General features: G+C 46.0%; 22 protein-coding genes and 1 pseudogene. 10 read left to right on the forward strand and 13 right to left on the reverse strand.

Annotated elements, in window-relative coordinates; translation table 11 throughout:
* Nucleotides 1-57 precede the first annotated feature (57 nt).
* Nucleotides 58-804, reverse strand: coding sequence for a glutathione peroxidase (locus DQN52_RS00940; protein ID WP_003788211.1), 747 nt, complete (start codon nucleotides 802-804; stop codon nucleotides 58-60).
* Between the two features lie 317 nt (nucleotides 805-1,121).
* Between DQN52_RS00940 and DQN52_RS00945 the strand changes: the two genes are divergently transcribed.
* From DQN52_RS00945 to DQN52_RS00955, 3 genes are all read left to right on the forward strand, one after another.
* Nucleotides 1,122-1,859, forward strand: coding sequence for a methionine ABC transporter ATP-binding protein (locus DQN52_RS00945; protein ID WP_003788213.1), 738 nt, complete (start codon nucleotides 1,122-1,124; stop codon nucleotides 1,857-1,859).
* Nucleotides 1,852-2,274, forward strand: a complete 423-nt coding sequence (locus tag DQN52_RS00950; RefSeq protein WP_003788215.1) for a hypothetical protein — start codon at nucleotides 1,852-1,854, stop codon at nucleotides 2,272-2,274. Before DQN52_RS00945 ends, DQN52_RS00950 begins: the two co-directional genes overlap by 8 nt.
* A gap of 81 nt (nucleotides 2,275-2,355) precedes the next feature.
* Nucleotides 2,356-3,021: a methionine ABC transporter permease gene (locus tag DQN52_RS00955; RefSeq protein ID WP_003788216.1), complete on the forward strand. Its 666-nt coding sequence runs from the start codon at nucleotides 2,356-2,358 to the stop codon at nucleotides 3,019-3,021.
* Between the two features lie 262 nt (nucleotides 3,022-3,283).
* Here DQN52_RS00955 and argJ read toward each other — a convergent pair whose 3' ends face one another.
* On the reverse strand, nucleotides 3,284-4,501 hold the full coding sequence (gene argJ, locus DQN52_RS00965; protein ID WP_019390054.1) for a bifunctional glutamate N-acetyltransferase/amino-acid acetyltransferase ArgJ: 1,218 nt from the start codon (nucleotides 4,499-4,501) through the stop codon (nucleotides 3,284-3,286).
* 93 nt (nucleotides 4,502-4,594) lie between these two features.
* Between argJ and DQN52_RS00970 the strand changes: the two genes are divergently transcribed.
* From DQN52_RS00970 to DQN52_RS00985, 4 genes are read left to right on the forward strand one after another with little or no spacing between them, the layout of a single operon-like run.
* On the forward strand, nucleotides 4,595-5,248 hold the full coding sequence (locus DQN52_RS00970; RefSeq protein ID WP_003788222.1) for a DedA family protein: 654 nt from the start codon (nucleotides 4,595-4,597) through the stop codon (nucleotides 5,246-5,248).
* On the forward strand, nucleotides 5,235-5,915 hold the full coding sequence (queC, locus tag DQN52_RS00975; RefSeq protein WP_003788223.1) for a 7-cyano-7-deazaguanine synthase QueC: 681 nt from the start codon (nucleotides 5,235-5,237) through the stop codon (nucleotides 5,913-5,915). The genes DQN52_RS00970 and queC overlap by 14 nt, the downstream gene beginning before the upstream one ends.
* Before the next feature lie 43 nt (nucleotides 5,916-5,958).
* Nucleotides 5,959-6,120, forward strand: a complete 162-nt coding sequence (locus tag DQN52_RS00980) for a type II toxin-antitoxin system TacA family antitoxin (RefSeq protein ID WP_003788225.1) — start codon at nucleotides 5,959-5,961, stop codon at nucleotides 6,118-6,120.
* A 49-nt stretch (nucleotides 6,121-6,169) separates the two neighbouring features.
* Nucleotides 6,170-6,826 carry a trimeric intracellular cation channel family protein gene (locus DQN52_RS00985; RefSeq protein ID WP_003788226.1) on the forward strand — a complete coding sequence of 219 codons (657 nt, stop codon included), beginning with the start codon at nucleotides 6,170-6,172 and terminating at the stop codon, nucleotides 6,824-6,826.
* Between the two features lie 236 nt (nucleotides 6,827-7,062).
* Here DQN52_RS00985 and dnaE read toward each other — a convergent pair whose 3' ends face one another.
* The 3 genes from dnaE to DQN52_RS01000 form a co-directional block, all read right to left on the reverse strand.
* Nucleotides 7,063-10,512, reverse strand: coding sequence for a DNA polymerase III subunit alpha (gene dnaE / locus DQN52_RS00990; RefSeq protein WP_032827822.1), 3,450 nt, complete (start codon nucleotides 10,510-10,512; stop codon nucleotides 7,063-7,065).
* Nucleotides 10,513-10,635: 123 nt separating this feature from the next.
* Nucleotides 10,636-11,688: a porin gene (locus DQN52_RS00995; RefSeq protein WP_003788232.1), complete on the reverse strand. Its 1,053-nt coding sequence runs from the start codon at nucleotides 11,686-11,688 to the stop codon at nucleotides 10,636-10,638.
* Between the two features lie 313 nt (nucleotides 11,689-12,001).
* A complete protein-coding gene (locus DQN52_RS01000; RefSeq protein ID WP_003788234.1) occupies nucleotides 12,002-13,000 on the reverse strand; it encodes a porin in 999 nt (332 codons plus the stop codon).
* 473 nt (nucleotides 13,001-13,473) lie between these two features.
* On the opposite strand from DQN52_RS01000, the gene dnaJ reads away from it, so the two are divergent.
* A complete protein-coding gene (gene dnaJ, locus DQN52_RS01005) occupies nucleotides 13,474-14,616 on the forward strand; it encodes a molecular chaperone DnaJ (protein ID WP_032827849.1) in 1,143 nt (380 codons plus the stop codon).
* Between the two features lie 61 nt (nucleotides 14,617-14,677).
* Here dnaJ and DQN52_RS01010 read toward each other — a convergent pair whose 3' ends face one another.
* The gene (locus tag DQN52_RS01010; protein WP_003788239.1) at nucleotides 14,678-16,174 is read right to left on the reverse strand and encodes an alanine/glycine:cation symporter family protein; all 1,497 of its coding nucleotides are present in this window, start codon (nucleotides 16,172-16,174) and stop codon (nucleotides 14,678-14,680) included.
* Between the two features lie 256 nt (nucleotides 16,175-16,430).
* Between DQN52_RS01010 and asd the strand changes: the two genes are divergently transcribed.
* Nucleotides 16,431-17,549: an aspartate-semialdehyde dehydrogenase gene (gene asd, locus DQN52_RS01015; RefSeq protein WP_032827850.1), complete on the forward strand. Its 1,119-nt coding sequence runs from the start codon at nucleotides 16,431-16,433 to the stop codon at nucleotides 17,547-17,549.
* A 66-nt stretch (nucleotides 17,550-17,615) separates the two neighbouring features.
* Entirely contained in the window at nucleotides 17,616-18,479 is an 864-nt protein-coding gene (locus tag DQN52_RS01020) for a glycosyltransferase family A protein (protein WP_003788241.1), read from the forward strand.
* 60 nt (nucleotides 18,480-18,539) lie between these two features.
* On the opposite strand, the pseudogene DQN52_RS01025 reads toward DQN52_RS01020, so the two are convergent.
* The 7 genes and pseudogenes from DQN52_RS01025 to pheS form a co-directional block, all read right to left on the reverse strand.
* Nucleotides 18,540-18,806, reverse strand: a pseudogene (locus tag DQN52_RS01025) (DUF3861 domain-containing protein); the annotation flags it as partial.
* Nucleotides 18,807-18,902: 96 nt separating this feature from the next.
* Nucleotides 18,903-21,257: a phenylalanine--tRNA ligase subunit beta gene (gene pheT, locus DQN52_RS01030; RefSeq protein WP_003788245.1), complete on the reverse strand. Its 2,355-nt coding sequence runs from the start codon at nucleotides 21,255-21,257 to the stop codon at nucleotides 18,903-18,905.
* Nucleotides 21,258-21,312: 55 nt separating this feature from the next.
* Nucleotides 21,313-22,236 carry a restriction endonuclease gene (locus tag DQN52_RS01035; protein ID WP_003788247.1) on the reverse strand — a complete coding sequence of 308 codons (924 nt, stop codon included), beginning with the start codon at nucleotides 22,234-22,236 and terminating at the stop codon, nucleotides 21,313-21,315.
* A 13-nt stretch (nucleotides 22,237-22,249) separates the two neighbouring features.
* A complete protein-coding gene (locus tag DQN52_RS01040) occupies nucleotides 22,250-22,678 on the reverse strand; it encodes a type II toxin-antitoxin system VapC family toxin (protein ID WP_003788250.1) in 429 nt (142 codons plus the stop codon).
* Nucleotides 22,678-22,929, reverse strand: a complete 252-nt coding sequence (locus tag DQN52_RS01045) for a hypothetical protein (protein ID WP_003788252.1) — start codon at nucleotides 22,927-22,929, stop codon at nucleotides 22,678-22,680. The genes DQN52_RS01040 and DQN52_RS01045 overlap by 1 nt, the downstream gene beginning before the upstream one ends.
* Before the next feature lie 20 nt (nucleotides 22,930-22,949).
* Nucleotides 22,950-23,660, reverse strand: coding sequence for an HI0074 family nucleotidyltransferase substrate-binding subunit (locus DQN52_RS11275; RefSeq protein ID WP_003788254.1), 711 nt, complete (start codon nucleotides 23,658-23,660; stop codon nucleotides 22,950-22,952).
* A 29-nt stretch (nucleotides 23,661-23,689) separates the two neighbouring features.
* Nucleotides 23,690-24,685: a phenylalanine--tRNA ligase subunit alpha gene (pheS, locus tag DQN52_RS01055; RefSeq protein ID WP_032827854.1), complete on the reverse strand. Its 996-nt coding sequence runs from the start codon at nucleotides 24,683-24,685 to the stop codon at nucleotides 23,690-23,692.
* Nucleotides 24,686-24,827: the final 142 nt, after the last annotated feature.

The raw sequence follows: 24,827 nt of genomic DNA on the forward strand, positions 1-24,827 counted from the left end.
ACCCAATGGGCGCGACAGAAAAGGAGGAGAAAACTGCCACGCCACGGGGAACACTTATTATGCGAAATATTTTTCCAAATCTTCGCTGCCACCGATGTATTTGCCACCGATGAACACTTGTGGTGCAGTCGCTTTGCCAGTAATCGCGCGTACAGAAGTGATAGACGCATCACGACCCAACACGATTTCTTCAAATGCATAGCCTTTTTCTTTCAACAAAGCTTTGGCTTTGGCGCAGAATGGGCAACCTGGTTTGGTGATGATAGACACAGACTCGTGTGGTGTCCAAGTTGGGTCAATGTATTTCAACATCGTGTCAGCGTCAGACACTTCGAATGGGTCGCCGTCTTTTACTGGCTCGATGAACATTTTTTCGATTTTACCATCTTTAACCAGCATAGAGTAACGCCATGAACGGTCGCCAAAACCCAATGCCTCTTTGCTTACCAACATGCCCATGCCTTTGGTGAATTCGCCATTACCGTCTGGTACAACGATGATGTTTTCAGCTTCTTGGTCAGCCAACCAAGCGTTCATCACAAATGTGTCGTTTACAGAAATACAAACAATGCTATCTACACCGCGTTTTTTGAATTCTGCTGCCAATTCGTTGTAGCGTGGCAAGTGAGTTGAAGAGCAAGTTGGCGTAAACGCGCCTGGCAATGAGAACACGGCAACGGTTTTGCCTTTGAACAAGTCGTCAGTAGAAACATCTACCCACGCATCATCTTGTCGTGTGTGGAATACGACTGCTGGTACGTTTTGACCTTCTAATTCTGCTGCTGTTTTGATTTGTACAGACATTTTATATCTCCAAATGTGGGTTAGTAACGAGGCGGATTATACCTATTGATTTGAATTGCTTGCAATTTATTTTCACAATGAAAACCGTTGCACAAAACTATGCAGGCAACATTAGGGCATCCAAAGCAGCCTGCATTTTCGTTCTATCGCATAGAAGCAAATCATCTTGACATCATTGTATGATTTATCGTTTAATCGACACCTTATCTTATGCCGATTTGACACAGCTTGCGGGCAAACAGCTAAGCTAGGACGATGAATTTTCAAAGCCCGTTGTGTTCGTGCATCGGGCTTTGTTGCATTGAAAAGACCACACAATGATTGTATTAGACCAAGTTACCAAAACCTTCCAAACCCGCGACAACACGCGCTTTACTGCCGTTGAGCCGACCAGTTTAACCATTGAACAAGGCGAAATTTTTGGCTTAATGGGTTATTCGGGTGCAGGCAAATCCACGCTGTTGCGCCTAATCAATTTATTGGAGCGACCCGATTCGGGCAAGGTTTTGGTAAACGAGCAAGATTTAACCAGCCTAAACGAAGCGCAACTACGCCAAGCACGACAACAAATCGGCATGATTTTTCAACAGTTTAACTTGTTGAGCAATCGCACTGTTGCCGAAAATGTCGCGTTTCCGTTGGAAATTGCAGGCTGGGATAAGGACAAAATCGCGGCGCGTGTTGCCGAATGCTTGGAAATTGTTGGGCTAACCGAACGCGCTGGGCATTATCCCGCGCAACTTTCGGGCGGACAAAAACAACGTGTGGGCATTGCTCGTGCGCTTGCGCCCAATCCGAGCGTGATTTTGGCAGACGAGCCGACTTCTGCGCTTGACCCGATTACCACACGCAGCGTGTTGCAATGTCTGCGCGAAATCAACGAGCGATTTAAAGTAACCATTGTAATTGTTACCCACGAAATGAGCGTGATTCGCAAGCTGTGTCATCGCACCGCATTGCTGCATCAGGGCAAATTGCTGGAAGTGGCGCAAGTGCAAAATGGCACAATTTTGGCGCAATCGGAAATTGGACAGGAATTGCTGCGCGATGATTAAAAGCAGCCTGCACCGCGCAATTGCCGATGTTTTGCTGGCTATTGGCATCTCGCTGCCGATTATTGGCGCAACCATTTGGCTGCATTCTCTATACATTGGCTGGTGGTATCTCATCATCGTTTTGTTTGTGCCGATTGCGCTGTCCACATTGGCTCAACCCAAGCCATTTTTTATCACAGGCATGGCGTTGAGCCAGAATCTTCTGCTGTGGCTCGTGTTGTGGCAAACGATTGTCTCGCACGAACCTGCGGTGTTGCTGCACATAATAGGTATGCTGGGTTGGTCAATCGGCTGGCTAATAGGATTGCTGCGACAAAAGCTATATCGCTCGCATCGTTCCGCTTTTTGGAATGGATTAGGTATGCCGTTGCTGGGCGTTTTCCTATTGCTTTTACTAATAGGATTGGGCGTTTGACTGTTTGATGATTTATTGGATAATTGATAAACAAAAAAGCAGCCTGCACTTTAAATCAACCAAATAAACGAAGTAAACAAAATGAATTTTGAAAACTTAAACAAACTGCTACCCGACTTCAAACAGGCGATTGTGGAAACGCTAACCATGGTGGGTGTGTCGGCAACCGTGAGCGTGATTTTGGGCGGACTGTTGGGCGTGTGGCTGTTTACCAGTGGCTATGAGCAAATTTTCGCCAATCGCCCGATTCATCGCACACTTGGCACGGCGGTTAGCTTTATGCGTGCGTTTCCGTTTGTGATTTTGATGATTGTGGTGATGCCATTGACGCGCTTAATTGTTGGCACATCGTTTGGCCCGCTTGCCGCTAGCGTGTCGTTGAGCATTGCAGGCTGCTTTTATTTTGCGCGATTGGTGGAACAGAATTTAAAAGAAGTTTCGCGTGGCGTAGTAGAAGCCGCGCAGGCTATGGGCGCATCGCCTAGCACGATTGTGTTCAAAGTGCTGTTGAGCGAAGCGCGTTCTGGCTTGGTGTTGAGCATTACGATTTTGCTGATTGGCTTGCTGGAAGCCAGCGCGGCAGCAGGTTTAATTGGCGGTGGTGGCATTGGCGACTTGGGTATTCGCTACGGACACCAGCGTTATATGCCCGATGTGATGATAGCGGTGGTGGTGTTGCTGACTGTGTTGGTGGTCATCATTCAAACCACAGGCAATTTTATTTCGGGCAAACTGAATAAACGGTAAGCATTGTTTTTAGTACAAAGCAGCCTGCACTTTAACTGTTTTCATGCAGGCTGCTTTTATCACATCGCAATCATATCCCCAATCATCTATTATATAGTGGATTAAATTTAGATTAGGACAAGGCGATAACGACCGCCGTGTACGCGTAGTACATAAGGGAGTTGGCAACGCCATACTAATCTAAATTTAAATCACTATACAAAATCTCAGCCTGCACTTTTTGTTAATAGAAAGTGCAGGCTGCTTTGCCCTTTTGCGCTAATCAACTACGATAATCCGCATTAATCGCCACATATTCTTTGGTCAAATCGCAAGTATAAACCGTAGCGTGGTGCGTGCCTGCGTTCACATCAACGCGCACCAAAATTTCCGCTTCGTTCATCACGCGCTGACCGTCTGCTTCTTGATACGATGCCGCGCGTCCGCCTTGTTCCGCCACCAAAACATCGCCCAAATACAAACGCAATTTGTCCACATCAACCGCTTCGCCCGAATAGCCAATCGCCGCCAAAATGCGCCCTAAATTGGGGTCGCTTGCCGAAAACGCGGTTTTAACCAACGGCGAATGGGCAATCGCATAGGCAATTTTTCGCGCATTGTGCAGGCTGCTTGCGTTTTCTACACGCACGGTAATGAATTTGGTTGCGCCTTCGCCATCGCGCACAATCGCTTGCGCCAATTCCAATGCCACTTGTTTTAATAAATCATAGACTTGTTGATAGCGTGGGTCGGCAATGTTGTCAATTTCGTTTTGTCCGCATTTGCCTGTGGCAATTATCACGAAGCTGTCGTTGGTGCTGGTGTCGCCATCTACCGTAATGCAGTTGAAGGTTTCGTTGGCGATGTCTTCGGTCATTTGCTGCAAAATGGGTTGGGCAATATTCGCATCGGTGGCGATAAAGCCGAGCATGGTCGCCATGTTCGGGCAAATCATGCCTGCGCCTTTGGAAATGCCTGTGGCGCGAACGGTGTGATGATTGCCTACTCGCGCTTCGGCACTAGCGGCTTTTGCTACGGTGTCGGTGGTCATAATCGCACGCGCTGCCAAACCCCAATCCACTTGGCGGATTTTGAGCAATGCGTCCACGATTTTTTGAATCGGCAACGGTTCTAAAATCACGCCTGTGGAAAACGGCAACACTTGTTCGAGCAAGCAGCCTGCACTTTTTGCCGCTGCTGCACACATTTGCAGCGCGTGTTGTTCGCCCGATGCACCCGTGCCAGCGTTAGCGTTGCCTGTGTTGATGATGAGTGCACGAATACCGTTTTCGTTGAACAAATGACGTTTTGCCACGCGAACAGGTGCAGCGCAGAATTTGTTTTGCGTAAACACCGCAGCCACAGTGCTTTCAGGCGACAACAGCATCAGCGTTACGTCATCGTGTTGGGCTTTTTTGATACCAGCTTGCGCAGTAAACAGTTGCACGCCATCAATCAAACGCAGTTGGTCGGGCGATTTTTCGGTTAAGTTCACAGCCATGATGCTTCCTTTCGTTTTGTGAAATAAACAGATTTGGTCAAAGCCGCAATGTAGCATAAAATAGCGTTTTTTGACTATCTAGGCAGCCTGCACATGATTGCAACCATCATTGATTTTATTCTCCACATTGACCAGCATTTGGTCGCGCTCACCGCTCAATACGGCGCATGGCTGTATGCGATTTTGTTTTGGATTGTGTTTTGCGAAACAGGATTGGTGGTTACGCCATTTTTGCCAGGCGATTCATTGCTGTTTGCCGCAGGGGCGGTGGCAGCGGCATCGCAAGGCAATTTGAATGTTCACGCTGTGGTGGGCGTATTGTTGATTGCCGCCATTTTGGGCGATGCCGTTAATTTTGCGATTGGCAAATACTTTGGCGCAAAACTGTTTGCCAATCCCAACAGCAAAATCTTTAAGCAAGAATATTTGCACAAAACCCATGCGTTTTATGAAAAATACGGCGGCAAAACCATTATTTTGGCGCGATTTGTGCCGATTGTTCGCACGTTTGCGCCGTTTGTGGCAGGCATGGGCGATATGAATTACAGCAAATTTATTCGCTACAACATTATTGGCGCGTTGGCGTGGGTGTTGTCGCTGACGTATTTGGGCTATTTGTTTGGCAATTTGCCAATGGTGAAAGACAATTTTGGCAAAGTTGTGATTGGGATTATTGTGGTGTCGGTGTTGCCAATGGTGTTTGAAATGATTAAAGCGAAAATGGGTAAACAAAATGACACAAAATAAGCGCGTACTCGTGATTTTTTCGGGTGGACAAGATTCCACTACTTGCCTGATTCAAGCCATCGCGCAATATGGCAAAGACCATGTGCAGGCGATGACGTTTGCCTATGGACAACGCCACGCAATTGAATTGCAACGCGCCACCGAAATCGCCCAAGAACTCGGTATCGCCCAAACGGTGTTGGATTTGTCGCTGGTGGGCAGCATTACGCACAACGCGCTGATGGACAGCCAAGCGCGCATTCAAACCCAAGACAACGGTTTGCCCAACACGTTTGTGGACGGACGCAATGCACTGTTTTTGCTGTATGCCGCCATTTATGCCAAATCGCAGCAAATTCACGATATTGTGATTGGTGTGTGCGAAACCGATTTTTCGGGCTACCCCGATTGTCGCCAAGTGTTTATTGATTCCATGCAGCAAACTTTGCAACTGGCAATGGATTATGAATTTAGACTGCATACGCCGTTGATGTATCTGACCAAAAAGCAAACGTGGGCATTGGCAGACGAATTGGGCGCGTTGGATTTTGTTCGCACGCGCACCCACACTTGCTATATGGGTGTGGACGGCGGTTGCCACGAATGCCCAAGCTGCGTGTTGCGCGAACGGGGTTTGCAGGAATATTGGGCGGAATGTGAACAGAATAAAAAGCAGCCTGCACTTTAAAAGTGTTAAACTGTACATCTTTAATGCACACAAAGGGAATATCATGCCCCAAGTGATTAGCCATGAAAACCAACGCATTGCCTTTCGTATCAGCAGCGAAGATAAGGCTATTTTGACCAAAGCCGCCGAATTAAGTCATACCAATATGACGGAATTTATGTTGCAACTGGTATCAATTATTTGGTGCAACACCTTTGCACGATGAGCCACTCGCGCTGATTTTGGCATTCTCGCAGTTTAAATAACAAAACATCATGCTAGACCAACTCCCACACAATCTCCCTTCTGTTAGCAGCATTATCTACACGCTGGATATGATAGGCGTAGCAGCCTGCACCGTTGCCGCAACCATGCTTGCCAAACGCCTAAACTTTGACATGTTTGGCGCATTTATGATTTCGTTTTTAGGCAGTGTGGGCGGTGGCACGGTGCGCGATTTGCTGCTCAATCGCCACCCGATTTTTTGGCTGCACGATTTGAATTATCTGTATTGGATTTTTGCCGTGTCGCTGGTGGTGCAGATTTTTTATCACAGCTTTGACCGCGTGGACAAAGCCTTGCGCTGGTTTGACGCGCTGGGCTTGGCAGCATTCACCATTATTGGGGCGCAGGCTGCTATTTCGCGTGGCATGAGTGCGCCGATTGTGCTGCTTATGGGCGCGATTACATCAGTTGCAGGCGGCATGATGCGCGACATTGTGTGCCGCAAAATTCCGCTGGTGCTGCAAAAAGAAATCTACATCACCGCGTCTATTATAGGCAGCGCGTATTATTTGGCGTTGCCGAGCCATTGGGCGGGCGACTGGTTTCGCAGTATTTCGGCAATGTGTTTGATTTTTGCGATTAGAATGCTGGCGGTGTATCGCGGTTGGAATTTGCCCACTTTGACTTTGCCTAATCGGCGCAAATAAGTGCAGGCTGCTTTTGCCACCTCAATTTATAGTGGATTAAATTCAAACTAGGACAAGGCGACAACGACCGCCGTGTACAGCTAGTACATAAGGGAGTTGGCAACGCTGTACTAATCTAAATTTAATTCACTATAATTCACTATAATTTCGCCTTGTCCTAGTTTAATATTGCTTAAAAAGCAGCCTGCACTTTCAATTAATAGAAAGTGCAGGCTGCTTTTTGATTTCGCGCAATTTTATTCCACACGCACCGCCATTGTGCCAAGTAATTGACCCAAATCGTTGAACAAAGTTTCGTTTACTTCCACCGCCCAATGCGTGCTGGGCAGCAATGTGCCACGCGCCTTGTCGTTTTGATAGTAAATTTGCACAGGAATGCGTTTGTTTTCGCTTTGAGTATAGGGCTGCAACAGCGCAACCAACGCATCAATATCGTGTTCGGGGCGCAAATGCAATTTCAAGCAGCCTGCATAATGCAATCGTGCTTGGTTGAGCGTGTACACCGCATTGACGTTGATACGCAAACCGCCGTCCGATTTTTCGCCGCGGTCTTCGCGCACACGGCAATCGCAAATCAAAATTTGGTCGGCTTGCAACAATTCGCGTGGCGTGTTTTCCAGCGTTTCGCCCATCAGCAAGACTTCGTGCGTTGCCGAATCGTCTTCCAACACAATGGCAACCATTTTGCCTTTTTTGGTGTTGATGGTGCGCACCGATGTGACAAAGCCTGCAATGCGTTGGCTGTCGTTTTGGGCGCGTAAATGTGCCAGCTTGGTCGGGGTAAATCGGCGCACTTCCGCTTCGTGTGGTTTGAATGGGTGTCCACTCAAATAAAAGCCGATGGCGGTTTTTTCTTCGGTTAATTGTTGCGCCAAATCCCACGCAGGTGCAGGCTGCATTTGGATTTCGTCCAACGCATCGTCCAACATATCAAACAAACCGCCTTGCGTGGCGTTGCTGGATTTTTGCTCGGCATTTTGCAACGCTAATTCCACGTTTTCCAACAGCATCGCGCGATTGGGTTCGATGCTATCAAACGCGCCACCACGAATCAGGGCTTCAATGGTGCGGCGATTAATGTGCTGCTTGCCCATGCGTTCGCAAAAATCAAACAGGCTAACAAATTTTCCACCGCGTTCACGTTCCGCCACAATCGCGTTGATTGCTGCTTCGCCCGTGCCTTTAATCGCGCCCAAAGCATAACGAATCTGCTTGTTCTTGTTGGGGATAAAGCGATAAAACGATTCGTTGATATCGGGCGACAAAAAGCTGATGCCGTTTAATTTACTCCGCGCATCGTCATAAAACACTTTGAGCTGGTCGGTGTTGTCCAACTCGCTTGACATGGTTGCCGCCATAAATTCGGCAGGATAATGCGCTTTAAGCCACGCCGTTTGGTACGACACATAAGCATATGCCGCTGCGTGCGATTTGTTGAAACCATAGCCTGCAAATTTTTCCATGTAGTCAAAAATTTCATCGGCTTTTCCTTGGCTAATGCCTTGTTCGGCTGCACCTTTGGCAAAAATTTCGCGGTGTTTTGCCATTTCTTCGGGTTTCTTTTTACCCATCGCACGGCGCAATAAATCCGCACCACCCAAGGAATAGCCACCAATCACTTGAGCCGCCTGCATCACCTGTTCTTGATACACCATAATGCCATAAGTCGGTTCAAGCACAGGTTCAAGCAAAGGGTGCAAATATTCAAAGTCTGCGCCTTTCATTCGCGCCACAAAATCGGGAATGTTCTCCATTGGACCGGGGCGATACAGCGACACAAACGCAATCAATTCTTCAAACTTGGTCGTGTGCGCGGTTTTGAGCATTTGCTTCATGCCGCTGGATTCAAACTGGAACACGGCGGTGGTGTTGGGTGGGCTGCGGAAAATTTGATAGGCTTTTTGGTCGTCCAGCGGAATGTAGTTCACGTCCACCACATTGCCTGTGGTTTGCTTGATGAAATTTTGCGCCATTTCGATAATCGTCAGATTTCGCAAGCCCAAAAAGTCAAATTTTACCAAGCCAATGTCTTCCACATCGCCCTTGTCATACATCGACACAGGCGACGAGCTTTCATCGGCTTGATATACGCCACAAAAATCGGAAATCTTGCCCAACGCAATCAACACGCCCCCTGCGTGCATACCCAAATTACGCGTTAAATCTTCCAATTTCATTGCCAATTCCAGCAATTCTTCGGCTTCTTCTTCTTGAATGATTTTACCGATTTCGGGCTCTTCTTCCAAAGCAGCCTGCAATCCAAGTGGCTTGTTTTGCACCACTGGCACAAGCTTGGACAAACGGTCGCACAAACCAAACGGCAGCTGCAACACGCGCCCCACATCGCGAATCACGGCTTTGGACGACAGCGTACCAAAGGTCACAATTTGGCTAACCGCTTCTTTGCCGTATTTTTCGCGCACATATTCAATGACACGACCGCGATTAGCTTGGCAAAAGTCAATATCAAAGTCGGGCATGGACACACGCTCTGGATTTAAAAAGCGTTCAAACAGCAGCGCGTATTTGAGCGGGTCTAGGTCGGTAATTCGCAACGAATACGCCACCAACGAGCCTGCACCCGAACCGCGCCCCGGCCCAACGGGGCAACCATTGTTTTTTGCCCAGTTAATGAAGTCTTGCACAATCAAAAAATAACCAGGGAAGCCCATTTGGATAATGGTTTGCAACTCAAAATCCAAACGCGCTTGGTATTCGGGCATTTTTTGGGTGCGTTCGTCTTCGTTGGGATACAGCACCGCCATACGTTCGCGCAAGCCTTCGTTGGATAAATGCACCAAGTAATCGTTCAAATCCATGCCGTTTGGCGTGGGGAAATTGGGCAATACAGGCTTGCCCAGCGTTAAAGTCACGTTGCAGCGTTTAGCAATTTCCAAGCTGTTCGCCAACGCTTCGGGAATATCGGCAAAACGCTCCGCCATTTCTTGTGGCGACACAAAATATTGGCTATCGACAAAATTTTGCGGACGCTTTTTGTCTGCCAACACCCAGCCACCAGCAATACACACTCGCGCATCGTGCGCCTTAAAATCTTCGCGTTGCAAAAACTGAATCGGATGCGTTGCCACCACAGGCAAATCCAATTCCGCTGCCAAGTGCAGGCTGCCTGCGACACATTGTTCCCATTCGGGCTTTTCGTTTAGGCGTTGCAATTCCAAATAAAACGCATTGGGAAACCACGCTGCGTATTTTTGTGCAGCAGCACGTGCATCAGCCACATTATCCAACAGCAAATGTCGCCCTACTTCGCCCTGTTGTGCGCCCGACAAACAAATCAGGCCCGAATTGTCGCCGTTTGCCAAATCGCGTTCCAACACTTTGGGGCAATGCAAATCGCGCCCATCGCCTTCGTAGGCAGCGGTGAGCAATTCTGCCAAACGCACATAGCCTTGATGATTTTTTGCCAGCAGCAACACGCTGTAAAAATCATCGGCTTGATTGGGATTTTCTACGCGAATATCTGCGCCAATAATCGGCTTGATGCCTTTTTTGCGACACGCTTTATAAAATTTGATTAAGCCAAACGTGTTCATCAAATCGGTTAAAGCCAGCGCAGGATAGCCCAACTTGGCGGCATGGCTGGCAAGTTCCGACACGCGAATGATGCCATCTGTAATCGAAAATTCGGAATGCGCCCGAAGTGGGACAAAGATAGAATTAGACATAAGTGCAGGCTGCTTTTTTGAATAAATTGGGCGGTATTTTAGCATATTCGGTAAAAGTAGCCTGCACGGCAAAAAGCCCCACAATCCAATTAGGATTACAGGGCTTTTGATTAAATAGCAAAATTAGAATTTATGGCTCATACCCATGCTAACTGCACCAGTACGGTTGTTGTTGGCTTTGTTACCAAATTGCGTGTAGCCAACTTGACCATTAACCATCGTGCGTTTAGAGAACGCATAGTCCGCACCCACAACACCTTGCAAGTATTTACCGTTGCCGTATGCTTTCGCACCAGATTGGTCAGCCAATTTAAAGCCGTATGCTGCAGATGCTTTCAAACGCAATGCAGGGCTCACTTTATATGCACCAGACACAGCTACTTCGTTGCGAACATCGTAGTTTACGTCCACATTTTTCGCACGTTGTGCCGCCACGCCCACTAACACATTACCTTGCTCATAACCAGCTTGAACAATCGCTTGGTACGCATGGTCATAATTAGGCGCATGACGTGCAGAAGTATTGGTAAAGTTATTCGCACCCGCTTTCACATATACACCAGCCACATCAGCAAAGAAGCCACCTTCTGGTTGTTCGTAGCTTGCACCCACGCCATAGATTGAACGGTCGCGACCATCTGTTTTATTGCCTTGGTTGTTATCGCTAGGCGATACATAAGCCGTAGCGGTAAAGCCACCCATGTTTGGTGTTTCGTAAGAAATAGCCACTGCGCGAGTGTTAGCATCGCTGTCTTGTGTGAATTCGCCCAAGCCAGCCACTTTGCCGCCTTGACCATATTCCCAAATATCCAAACGGTCGTTTACCGCTTTGATAGGAGTGCTTTGGTAACCGGCTTTAACTGTACCGAAATCGCTTGCCAAACCAACAAACGAATCGCGCGTGCCAAAACCTTGTGTGCGGTTTTTGCCGTATGCACCACCAGCCACATCAACGTCTTGCTCCAATTGCCAAATGGCTTTTAAATTGCCATTTAAGTTTTCATGACCTTTGAAGCCAACAAATGAACCATAATCGGCAATAGCTGTGGTTGTGCCGTTTACGCCTACCGTTTTGGTCACTTCCACACCGCCTTTAATGTTACCATACAAAATTACATCCGCCATTGAAGTGGTTGATACCGCAGCTAACGCAATCGCTAATAACGTTTTTTTCATTATTCATTTCCTTATGTGCATAAAATAAAATAGCGTGCTTAATTATCACACTAATCTTCCTGATTTGTAAATATACAAGGTTTGCAAACAGAATACAAACACATTAACCCAATTTATAGATAAAAATTAGGATTAGGCATCTAAAATCATATCCGTTTCAGCAATATTGTTTTTATTCAATTAAATACAAAATAAAACAGCTTCGCCCCATGTCGCTTTTTTGCATCAAAAAGCAGCCTGCACACAAACAGCCCCTGTTTTAGCAATGCCAAAACAGGGGCTGTTAGATTAAATTATCAAGCGATAATTTAGATTAGAATGCGTGACCCATACCAACGCTTAAAGTACCAACTGTTTTATTTTCACCAGCAGCATTTTTAGCACGGATTGCACCAACTTGTGCATTAGCAACAGTACGTTTGCTCAATGCGTAATCAGCACCGATAACAGCTTGGTAATATTTACCATTATTAAACAATTTAGCACCATCCACATTTTTGAAACCAAAGCCATAAACAGCAGATGCTTTAGCTTTCAATGCGTCACTTACATCGTAAGCAAAAGATGCAGCAACTTCTTGAGATTTGTATGCATCAGCATAGTCATCCAAGTTTACACCACGAGTAGTTTGGTATGCAACACCTGCAAACCAAGGTGCAGCATCGTAACCTGCTTGTGCAACAATTTGGTAACCATCTTTACCATTTACAGCAGATTTGTGTGCCATACCACCCAATACATCAGCAAAGAAGCCAGAAGCGTGTTTGTAACGCAAGCTTGCTGCGTAAACTGCTTTATCGCTATCGTCTGTGCTATTGTTATCGCTAGGAGAAACATAAGCACCTAAAGAGAAACCACCGAAATCTGGGCTAGTGTAGTATGCACTAACGCGACGTTTGTTAATAGCAGTTCCACGAGTAAACACACTTAAACCTGCTGCACCAGAATCATAACTCCATTGGTCCAAATTGCCAGCAAAATCACCCACTGGGTTGTGTTGGTAACCAACTGTCAAGCGACCAAAGCCACCTTCCAAACCGATGAATGAGTTACGAGTACCGAAACCAGTAGATTTACCACCGATGTTTACTTTTTGTTCCAATTGCCAGATTGCTTTCAAGCCAGCGTTCAATTCTTCGTGACCTTTAAAGCCAATACGTGAACCGTAGTCTACGATTGTAGTATCTGTACCAGATTCACCTTTTTCTTTGGTTACTTCCACGCCACCTTTGATTTTACCGTACAAAATCACGTCAGCCATTGAAGTTGCAGACAAAGTAGCCAATGCTACTGCAATTAAAGTTTTTTTCATGTTTAAGTTCCTTTTAGCACTTAGTTGAAAAAGGGTCGGTTTTCGCCGACATGTTGTATCAAATTTAACTTCGACTACCAAACTTTGCGCTTGGCGTTGTGGGTGCAATATATAGTTTTTACCTCCAGATAGGCAAGCGGTTTTGTGACAGCTTTACGTTTACTCTGATTAATTTCATCGCCAATTTTAAAATAAATTATTGTTTTTATGTATTTTATATTAATGCACCACACTTTCTAAAATGTGTTGTTTTTTTGTAACAAAATTATTACCCCTTCTGAGCTAATGTGATAATTTTGTTTGCTTAATACTTATTTTGGATTGCGATTGTGATTTTAAAAGCAGCCTGCACATCATACTATTTAAAGTGCAGGCTGCTTTTAATCAACACATTGGCTTGAAATATGCTACTTTGGCATTATATTGGCTGGCATTCGTTATTTATTTTTGATTTTGACAAAGAAAACCAAACCATGAGTAAACAAGATTTTTATGAAACGCTGGGTGTGAGCCAATCGGCAAGCGATGATGAGATTAAAAAAGCCTATCGCAAAATGGCGATGAAATACCACCCCGACCGCAATCCCGATAACAAGGAAGCGGAAGATAAGTTTAAAGAAGTACAAAAGGCATACGATACGTTGTCTGACCCTCAAAAACGAGCGGCATACGACCAGTATGGTCATGCGGCGTTTGAACAGGCTGGCGCAGGCGGATTTGGTGGCGGTGCTGGTGGTTTTGGTGGTGGATTCAGTGGCTTTGGCGGCGATTTTGGCGATATTTTTAGCCAGATGTTTGGTGGTGGCAGTGCGCGTCAGCCGAATTATCAGGGTTCGGACGTGCAATATGGCGTGGAGATTACGCTGGAAGAAGCAGCGTCTGGCGTGAAAAAACAAATCACGATTCCTACGCACGATGAATGCGATGTGTGCCATGGTTCGGGCGCGAAAGTGGGAACAAAAGCGACCACTTGCCGCACTTGTGGCGGTTCGGGTACGGTTCATGTGCGTCAGGCGATTTTTCAGATTCAGCAAACGTGTCCAACTTGCCACGGTTCGGGCAAGGAAATTAAAGAGCCGTGTGTGAAATGTCATGGTTCTGGGCGCGTTAAATCCAGCAAAACGATGGAAGTGAACATTCCCGCTGGTATTGACGATGGTCAGCGCATTCGTTTAACTGGCGAGGGCGAACCTGGCACGCATGGTGCGCCTGCTGGCGATTTGTATATCCATGTGTCGGTGCGCGAACACAAGATTTTCCAGCGCGACCCCGATGCACCAACGGATTTGCATTGTGAATTGCCGATTAGTTTTGCGACTGCGGCTTTGGGTGGCGAAGTGGAAGTGCCTACTTTGACGGGCAAGGTTAAACTGAATATTCCCGAAGGCACGCAAAATGGTAAGCGTTTGCGCGTGAAAGGCAAGGGGATTAAATCGGTTCGTAGTAGTTTGGTGGGCGATTTGTATTGTCATGTAGTGGTGGAAACGCCTGTTAATTTGACGGAACGCCAAAAGGAATTGCTGGTGGAATTTGAGAAGATTTCTACTGGTTTGGATATTAGCCAAACGCCACGTCAAAAGGGCTTTTTTGATAAGCTGAAAGATATTTTTGATTGATAAATAAAGTGCAGGCTGCTTTTTGATGATTTAAAAAGCAGCCTGCACTTTATTTATAGGTTTACCAAATATCCGATTTAATTTTGCGTTTCAACACAGGGTGTTCGCTCAATTTGAATTCGGGTTCGGCTTTGCCCATTTTCACTTTAACCGTGTAGTCTTTCAACAGCAGCAACACAATTTTGTACAGGCAAACAATAGACACCAAGTTAATCAACGCCATAATGCCCATGGTCAAATCGCCCATATCCCACACAATCGCCACTTTTTCAATTGAGCCAAAATACACAAAGCCCAAAGTCATCATACGGAACACAGTCAGCACAAAGCGGTTGCTGTGCAAATATTGGATATTGGATTCAGCATACGCATAGTTACCAATAATCGACGAGAAGCAGAACATAAACAGCACCACCGCCAAGAATGTTTGCGCCCAAGAACCGACATGGCTTTCCAAAGCAGCCTGCGTGATTTGAATGCCGCTTAAATCTGGATTGGCGGGCGATTGCGCCAACAAAATAATGAATGCAGTTGCCGAGCACACAATAATCGTGTCCACAAACACACCCAGCATTTGAATCAAACCTTGCGATACAGGGTGTTTCACGTCCGCAGCGGCAGCCGCGTTGGGCGCAGAACCTTGACCTGCTTCGTTGGAGAACAAGCCGCGTTTAATGCCCAGCATCATGGCTTGTGATACCAAACCGCCCAGCAAACCGCCACCTGCTGCTTTGAACGTGAATGCGTCTTCAAAAATCAACGCGAACATACGCGGCACTTCGCTCAAATGCGTCAAAATCACAAACAATGCTACGCCAATATAAAGCAGAGCCATTACAGGCACAATCGCTTCCGATGCGCGTGCAATGCGTTTGATACCGCCAAAAATAATTGGCGCGGTCAAGATTACCAAAGTGGCAGCGATGCCGTGTTTGTAGTTGTCCCACACTTCTTCGGATACGCCGTGCGCGGTGGTCATGCCTGTGGCAGATTGAATCGACTGTACAATGGTGTTTGCCTGAATCGCGTTGTACACAAAGGCAAAACAGAAAATCAAGCTAATCGAAAACAGAATAGACAGCCAACGCTGGTTCAAACCATGTGTGATGTAATACGCAGGCCCACCGCGGAACAAGCCTGTTTCTTTGTCGCGTACTTTATAGAGCTGCGCCAAAGTGGATTCGGCAAAGGCAGAACTCATGCCCATGAGCGCAGTCATCCACATCCAAAATACCGCACCTGGCCCGCCTGCGGTAATCGCAATCGCCACGCCTGCAATGTTGCCCGTACCAACGCGGCTTGCCAAACCTGTTACAAAGGCTTGGAATGATGTAATGCCGTGTGGGTCGTTTGGATTTTGGCGGCTGCCCGAAATTTCTTTGATACTGCGCCCAAACAGGCGAATTTGCACCAAACCAGTAGAAAGCGTAAAAAACAAGCCCACGCCAATCAAAATCCACACTAAATAGTCCCACAATGGCGAGCTAATGGCGTTGGAATAGCAGTGAATCATATCCACAAAGCTGGCTTGTTCTGCACAAGAAAGTTTATCGTTCATAAACACCTACAATTCGCAAGACAAAGTAAAGTGAGCGATTGTAATATAAAGTTAAGAAAGTGTGAGAATTATTTGCAAACAGGTGTGAATGTTTGAGTGTAGGCTGCTTTTACCAATTTTGAATAAAAAAAGCAGCCTGCACACGCAAAATACTTTACATTTTGCTTACAAAGGTTTAAAAAACTGTTTTTTGGTGCAGCAAAAGCAGCCTGCACTTTTTTATCCCCTTTTTTACCCTCAATTTGGAGACGCAAACATGAAGAAAGTAGGTTTTGTTGGCTGGCGTGGCATGGTCGGCTCGGTTTTGATGCAATGTATGCGCGAAGAAAACGACTTCGCCCACATTCCCGAAGCGTATTTTTTCACGACTTCTAACGCAGGCGGTGCAGCCCCCGACTTTGGTCAAGCAGCCAAAACGCTGTTGGACGCAAACAATATCGCCGAATTGGCAAAAATGGATATCATCGTAACCTGTCAAGGCGGCGACTACACCAAAGCCGTGTTTGAGCCACTTCGCGCAAGCGGCTGGAACGGCTACTGGATTGACGCAGCTTCTACTTTGCGTATGAAAGACGATGCAATCATCGTGTTAGACCCCGTAAACCGCAACGTGATTGACGCTGGCTTGAAAAACGGCATCAAAAATTATGTCGGCGGCAACTGCACCGTATCGTTGATGTTGATGGCGTTGGGCGGTTTGTTCCAAAACGATTTGGTGGAATGGGCGACTTCGATGACTTATCAAGCCGCATCGGGTGCAGGTGCGAAAAATATGCGCGAATTGATTTCGGGCATGGGTGCGGTACACAGCCAAGTGGCAGCCGAACTCGCCGACCCAGCCAGCGCGATTTTGGACATTGACCGCAAAGTGTCGGACTTTTTGCGTTCGGATTCCTATCCAAAAGAAAACTTTGGCGTACCATTGGCAGGCAGCTTGATTCCGTGGATTGACGCGGATTTGGGCAACGGTCAATCCAAAGAAGAATGGAAAGGCGGCGTGGAAACCAACAAAATTTTGGGTCGCGAAAACCCAATCGCGATTGACGGTTTGTGTGTTCGTGTGGGCGCAATGCGTTGTCACAGCCAAGCCATCACATTGAAATTGAAAAAAGATTTGCCATTGGCAGAAATCGAACAACTGATTGCCAACGCAAACCCTTGGGCAAAAGTTGTCCCCAATACCAAAGAAGCGACCATTCACGAATTGAGCCCTGCGGCGATTACAGGCACTTTGACTACGCCTGTGGGTCGCATTCGCAAATTGGCGATGGGCGGCGAATACATCAGCGCGTTCACGGTGGGCGACCAATTATTGTGGGGCGCGGCTGAACCAATCCGCCGTATGTTGCGTATTGTTTTGGGTCTGTTGGATTGATTGAGCGGTAAATAAATCAACCAAAAATAAGTGCAGGCTGCTTTGTACACAAAAGGAAACCAATGAATGCAATCAACGCAACTATCGCCAGCCAATTATAGTGTAGCCGTGATAACCGCCACAATAGGACGCGACAGTCTAATCCGCGCCATAGAAAGCGTGGCGGCGCAAACCTATCCTTGCACGCATTATGTGTTTGTAGATGGCGAGCAACACGCAGAAGCGGCGCGCGCTATTTTGGCGAACTATCCACAAGTCAAAGCGATTTATTTGCCCGTGAACACAGGTGCGAATGGTTGGTACAACAGTCATATTTTAGCGATGTCGCCATTTGTGGCGCAAGAAGACATTATTTGTTTTTTGGACGATGACAATGCTTATTGCCCCAATCATGTGGAAAGCATTGTCAACGCGGCTCGTCTTTATCCTGGGGTTGCGTATGTGTACACGCTACGAAACTTTGTCAATCGCCAGCACGAATGGTTAATGTATGACGATATAGAATCACTGGGGCATTATCGTATGCAGCATGGTATTGCTTGTCACATTGCAGTTAATTTTCAAGGGCAGTGGATTAAGACAACGATGGTAAATCATACCCCACCATTGATTGATGTAAATTGCTACGCTTTGTCGCGCCCATTGGCACAACAAATGGCGCATATTTGGTGCAAACAAGGCTTTGGCAACGATGCGGTTATGTTTGACGAATTGAATCGCCAAAAAATCCCTTGCACTTGCACGGGTGAATACACGGTGGATTATTTTTGGGATTGGCAACGACAAAACCCTACTATGTATCATCATTTAGCAAAGTTGGGCATACCAGAATCCAAAATGGAAGAGTACGCTACGGAAATAAACCGCACAATGATTCAGCACTATGTGCAAACCGCACATCAAGGGCAAACGCCTTGGCGCAAAGGGTGACTGCTATCAACAAAAAGTGCAGGCTGCTTTTTCTGAAAATGGAAAAGCAGCCTGCACTTTTTATTTCTTCCCTTTAACAATTTGCATGATTTCCGTCAAATGCGGTTTCAACGCCACAAAAAGCGGTAAATCTTTATTTTCCAAAGCCGTTTCGCTAAACAATTTCAGCCCAACAGCAAAACGTACGGCAGTTTCTTCGCCCATATCGTCGCGTTGCTTGATTCGCGCCACAATTTCAAAAATATCACCATGATTAGGTGCAGAAAATTGCAATGGTTCGCGTTGAATCGGATTGCCTTCTTTATCCGCCACATGTTCTACCGTAGCGCAGTATTGATGCTTTTCATGTTTTCATTCCCTTCAAAAAATACCATTCAGGCAGCCTGAAAATTCTCCTTTCAGGCTGCCTGAATATTTACACGATTAACGCAATTTCGCCCCAACCGTTTCCGCTTTCGCAATCAATTCCTGAATAATCGGCTCAACCGTTTCATCAGTCAAAGTTGCGTTCATATCTTGCAGCGAAATTTTGACCGCCAACGATTTATGATTTTCAGGCAGCCCAGCACCGCGATACACGTCAAACAACTCAATCCCTTGAATAATCGGATTATTTACTTGACCCAAAGCAGCCTGCAAATCCGCAAAAGCCACATTTTCAGGCAGCACAAACGCCAAATCACGTCGTCCAGCTTGGAATTTAGACACCGCCTGATAACGCACTTTTTCGGTCGTCAGCACCGCGTCCATGTCCAATTCAAACAACAACGGCGCTTGCGGCAAATCGTATTTTTGCGTCCATTTCGGGTGCAATTCACCGATGATGCCGACATTGACGCCATCAACCACAATCGCCGCGCAACGCCCTGGGTGCAACGCCGAATGTTCCGCCTTCACAAACGCTGCGTTTTTGCCACGCAACAGCGTTTCCACGTCCGCTTTCAAATCGTAAAAATCCACAGGATGCGATTTTTCGCCCCATTGTTCAGGTAACGCCGAGCCGTAAACCAAACCGCCCACACGTTCCGTTTGTACAAACTGATTGTTTTCTTTACGGAAAATTCGCGCAATTTCAAACACACGCACGCGATTTTGTTTGCGATTTAAATTGTTTTGCAAAATCTCAATCAAGCCGCCCATCAACGTAGAACGCATGACCGCATATTGTGCCGCCAACGGATTTTGTAAACGGATAGGGTCTTGATTATTCGCAAAATCTTGTTCCCATTGCTCGTCTACAAACGCATAACTCACGACTTCTTGGAAACCACGAGCCGCCATTTTTTGATACACGCCAAAACGAGAATGACGGTTTTCAGGCAGCTTCAACATCGCCAATTTACCCGACGTATAATCATCAGGAATATTCTCGTAGCCATACACGCGAGCGATTTCTTCAATCAAATCCGCTTCAATTTCAATATCATAGCGGAAACTTGGTGCGGTAACGCGGAAACCGTCTGCCGTTTTTTCAGGCTGCAAACCCAAATGCTGCAAAATCGTTTCAATGCGTTGATTTTCAATAGAAACACCCAACACTTTTTCCACGCGAGCCGTGCGAACTTCCACCGTTTTCGCGGTTGGCAAATCGCCCAACACTTCCACGATTTCGCCCACTTCGCCGCCGCAAATTTGTACGACCAATTCCGTTGCGCGTTCAATCGCATCGCGTTGTAATTCGCTGTCCACACCGCGTTCAAAACGGAAAGAGCTGTCCGAACCAAAACCGTATTGTCTTGATTTTCCTGAAATAATCAACGGATTAAACCACGCCGCTTCCAAAACAATATTTTTCGTTTCATCAGAAACCGCACTCGCCACACCGCCCATCAAACCAGCGATAGACAAGGCTTGCTGTTCATCGGCAATCACAAGCGTATTGTCCGCTAGCGTAACCGTTTTTTCATTCAAACAATCAAGCACTTCGCCATTTTTCGCACGGCGAACGTGCAGGCTGCCTGAAATTTTATCCGCGTCAAAAACGTGCATCGGCTGCCCGATTTCCAACATCACATAATTGCCGATGTCCACGAGCGGCGAAATGCTGCGAATGCCGCTACGTTCCAAGCGTTGCACCAACCAATCAGGGCTGACGGCGGTCGCGTTCACGCCCGAAATCACGCGGCTGATAAAACGTCCGCAGTCGTTTGGTGCGTCAATTTGTACGGCTTGTTTTTGCGTGGTTTGCGTGGCGATGTGATTGATTTGAATCGGATTAAATTCGCATTGCGTCAAAGCCGACACTTCGCGAGCAATGCCTTTAATGCTCAAACAATCGGTGCGGTTTGGCGTGATTTTCAGCGTAAAAATCGCGTCGTCCAAATCCAAAAATTCGCGGATATTTTGACCGACTGGGGCGTTTTCAGGCAGCACGAGCAAGCCGTCCACCTTGTCTTCCAAGCCCAATTCTTTGGCGGAACACAACATACCGTTGGACACCACGCCACGCATTTTGGTTGGCTTAATTTTAAAATCGTTTGGTAACAGTGCGTTAGGCAAAGCACACGGTACTTTAATGCCCACTTTCACATTCGGCGCACCGCACACGATTTGGATTAACTCGCCTGTGCCTGCGTCCACTTGGGTTACGTTCAGGCGGTCAGCGTCGGGGTGTTTTTCAACGGATTTGACTTCCGCCACCACCACGCCCGAAAAATCGGGGGCGGCTGCGTTGAGTTCTTCCACTTCCAAGCCTGCCATGGTCAGCAAATGGGAAAGTTGGTCGGCGGATAAATTGGGGTTGGCTTGGGTTTTTAGCCATGTGTAGGAGAATTGCATTTTTTTAAATCTCTTTGTTTTTAAAATTAAAATGGGGTTTCAGGTTGCCTGAAAATTAGTTTTCTTCAAAATAGAAATCTTCAAGCTGAAAGGTTGTGATTGGTTTGACGTATAACTGATATTTTTCAACTAATTCAATGATTTTATCGCCATTGATTAAGGTAATAGCTCTTTTTCTATTACGAGAATTTTCAATCGCTTCTCGTGAAAAATCAGAAGTAGTAATAAAAATACCAAATTCAGCATTGTGAAGATCCATTGCCCCTGCAAATTGGTTAATTTCAGGAGAACCTACTCGCGTATTCGTCCAACGTTTAGCTTGAATAGCAACACGAGAAGTCCGAAAATCATCAGAAACAATGTAGCCGAAACCGTCCAATCCACCGTCTCTCGTTTCAGAAACACCTTTTTTATCGTCTATATCTACCCCCATGGCTTTGATCAATGCACGACAAAATATTTCAAATTTTTTGGGCGACATATTAAGAAGAGCTTGTTTTAATTGCTCTTTCCAATTTTCACTGACATCATTTTCTTCTGTTTCTTTAATACTATTTTCTTCTTCGTCTTCTTCTTCAATTTTTACTTTATTACTATTTTTCTTATTTGCACGGCGTTCTTTCCACATTGGGTCAGAAAATGCGTAAATATCTCTTTCAACATCAATATCTTCACTATTACAGGCTCTACCTTTTTCGGTAAGAATAATCTCGCCACGGTTAGGACGTTTTATAAAGCCTGCCATTTCTAAATTGGCAACTCCAAAATTAAATACAAAATCAAAAGGACGATAAGTCCCTCCATTTTTTGCAGGTCTTGTTTCATCAATAAATTCTTCTGGAATTTCTTTTACTGACGATTTAATTTCATTTCGCAATTCTTTGCGTGTTGTTTTACCACCAAGATTTTGCAGCAATTTAATTAAAATTGGCATTAAAATGCTGCGTTGGTCGTATCGTTTCATATCTTCATATTTCATTGATTTTCCTTTTTCAGGCAGCCTGAAACTCAAACGGATTAAGCAATTTCAGTCCCATACCCTGAAAATCCTTAATATTGCGCGTAACCAACACAAAATCATATTCCAATGCAGTCGCCGCAATAAAGGTATCATTTACAGGGCGTTTATTGGGAATGTGTAAAGTAGCATAACGCAAAGCAATTTCTTTATTTATCAAAATACTGCGCGATTGATATTCGGGTAAAACCTGATTTTCAAACCAATCCGCCAACATATTAGCTTGCTGTTTATCACTTTGCGCCAAACGTAAAATACCCATTTGAATTTCGCTAATTGTTATCACGCTGATAAATGTTTTATCAAAATCAACTTGTTCCGCCCATTTTTGCACATTTGGATTGATTTTATTGCTGTCTAGTTTTCGTAATTCAGAAACAATATTGGTATCAAGCAGATACATTAGTCAAACTCCGCTGCGCGAAATTCGTCCATTTCTCGCTCAAACTCAAAATTTACTTCTGCTGCTGGATGATAACCACCTAATTTTTCAGCTAAACTGACTTTCTTTGGCGTGGCAGCCTGCTTTTGCACAAACTCGCGCATCAATTCGCGCAATAATTCCGCACTACTGCGATTGGATTCCTTGGCAGCCTGAAAAAATGCCTGTTTCAAATGATTATCTAATTGAAATGTATAGTGAACATTATTCATTTTTCTACTCCTTCAAATTTTCAGGCAGCCTGCACCACAAAATACCGCGCCGCCACAATCGCCCGAAACTCATCGCCAATCAAACACCAATCCACCAAATCCACTTTCCACGGCAAATCGCTTTCCGAAAAATCGTCCACCAAATCCGCGTGTTCCGCCGAAGAAAGCGACATATCGCCCAACACCGCCAAATCTAAATCTGAATACGGCTTTGCCTTGCCATTTACGCGCGAACCAAACGCCCACACCGTGCGTTGCGAAATGTGTTGCTGCAAAATCGTTTGCACAATTTGCCATTTATCGGGCGAAATATTTAATTCTACTGGCATGATTTTTCTTGTAATTTTTATTGAAAAAAATTGCGCTTCCGCAAGAAATTTCTCAATGCCTTGCACCACAGCAATCGCGGTTTCTTCATCGTAGGTGTGGCTCGTCCGCGCGCGCATATCACGGTATTGTTTCCAATCCGCCCAATTTCCCAGCAATAAATTTTGCTCGTTGGCGGTGCGAATGATGTCTTGAAAACTCATCAAATCAAATTGCGTGGGGTCGGCGGACGTGTTTTCCAAATAGCGTTTTAAAATTTTGTGGCTGATTTCGTAGGTAAATTCAAAGCGTTGAATCAATCCATCGCGGATTTGCGTGTCGCTGGTGTCTTGCAAATAACGCTGCCAGCCTTCTTGCAATCGGGTAACGATGTCGCTAAATAGTTGGATAGATAATTCTGCCATTTAGATTTCCTTTCAGGCAGCCTGAAAAATCACTTCTTAAACTGATTCAAAAACGCCAAATCATTATCAAAGAACAAACGCAAATCGTTCACGCCATAACGCAACATCGCGAAACGGTCTAAACCAATCCCAAACGCAAAACCCGTGTATTGTTCAGGGTCAATATTTACGTTTTTCAATACGTTAGGGTGAATCATGCCGCAGCCGCCCACTTCCAACCATTTGCCGTTGTCGCCCATAATGTCAATCTCGGCAGACGGCTCGGTAAATGGGAAAAATGATGGACGGAAACGCACTTGCAAATCATCGCGTTCAAAGAAATGACGAATAAAATCAGTAAATACCGCTTTCAAATCGGCAAAAGTAACGCCTTCTTCAACCCACAAACCTTCGCATTGGTGGAACATCGGCGAATGGGTCGCGTCACTGTCCACGCGGTACACACGCCCTGGTGCGATAATGCGGATTGGTGGATTTTTCTTGTCCAACATATAGCGCACCTGAATCGGCGAAGTATGCGTACGCAACACATCGCCATTTTCCACATAAAACGTGTCTTGCATGGCACGCGCAGGGTGATTTTGTGGAATGTTCAAGGCTTGGAAATTGTGGAAATCGTCTTCAATTTCAGGGCCGTCCGCCACTTCAAAACCCATGCCGTGAAACAGCTCAACCACGCGCTGCAATGTCAGCGTTACAGGATGCAAACCACCCACGTCTTGACCACGCGCAGGCAGCGTTACGTCCAAGGCTTCGGCGGCTAATTGCGCTTGCAATTTGGCTGCTTCCATTTCGGCGCGTTTCGCATCGTAGGCTGCCTGAAACTGTTGTTTGCATTCGTTTATGTGTGCGCCAACTGTTTTTTTCTCTTCGGGCGACAATGCGCCAAGCTGTTTCAGCAGCGCGTTTAATTCGCCAGCTTTGCCTAAATATTGCGCTTTGACGAGTTCTAGGGCTTGTTGGTCGGTGGCTTGGGCGATGGCGGTTAAGCCGTTTTGTGTGATTTGAGTAGCGTTGTTTTGCATAGTAAATTCAATCGGATAAAAATAGTTTGGCGCGTGTTGAGCAGGGAACACGCGCAATGACAGAAAATTGGCGTATTTTAACGTAAAAAGCAAGCAGCCTGCATTATCTATCGTGGTTTAATCTGTTAAAATCGCGCTTTTT

Origin of the sequence: Kingella kingae, from assembly GCF_900475905.1 — a bacterium.
In the GTDB taxonomy this organism is placed as follows: Bacteria; Pseudomonadota; Gammaproteobacteria; order Burkholderiales; family Neisseriaceae; genus Kingella; species Kingella kingae.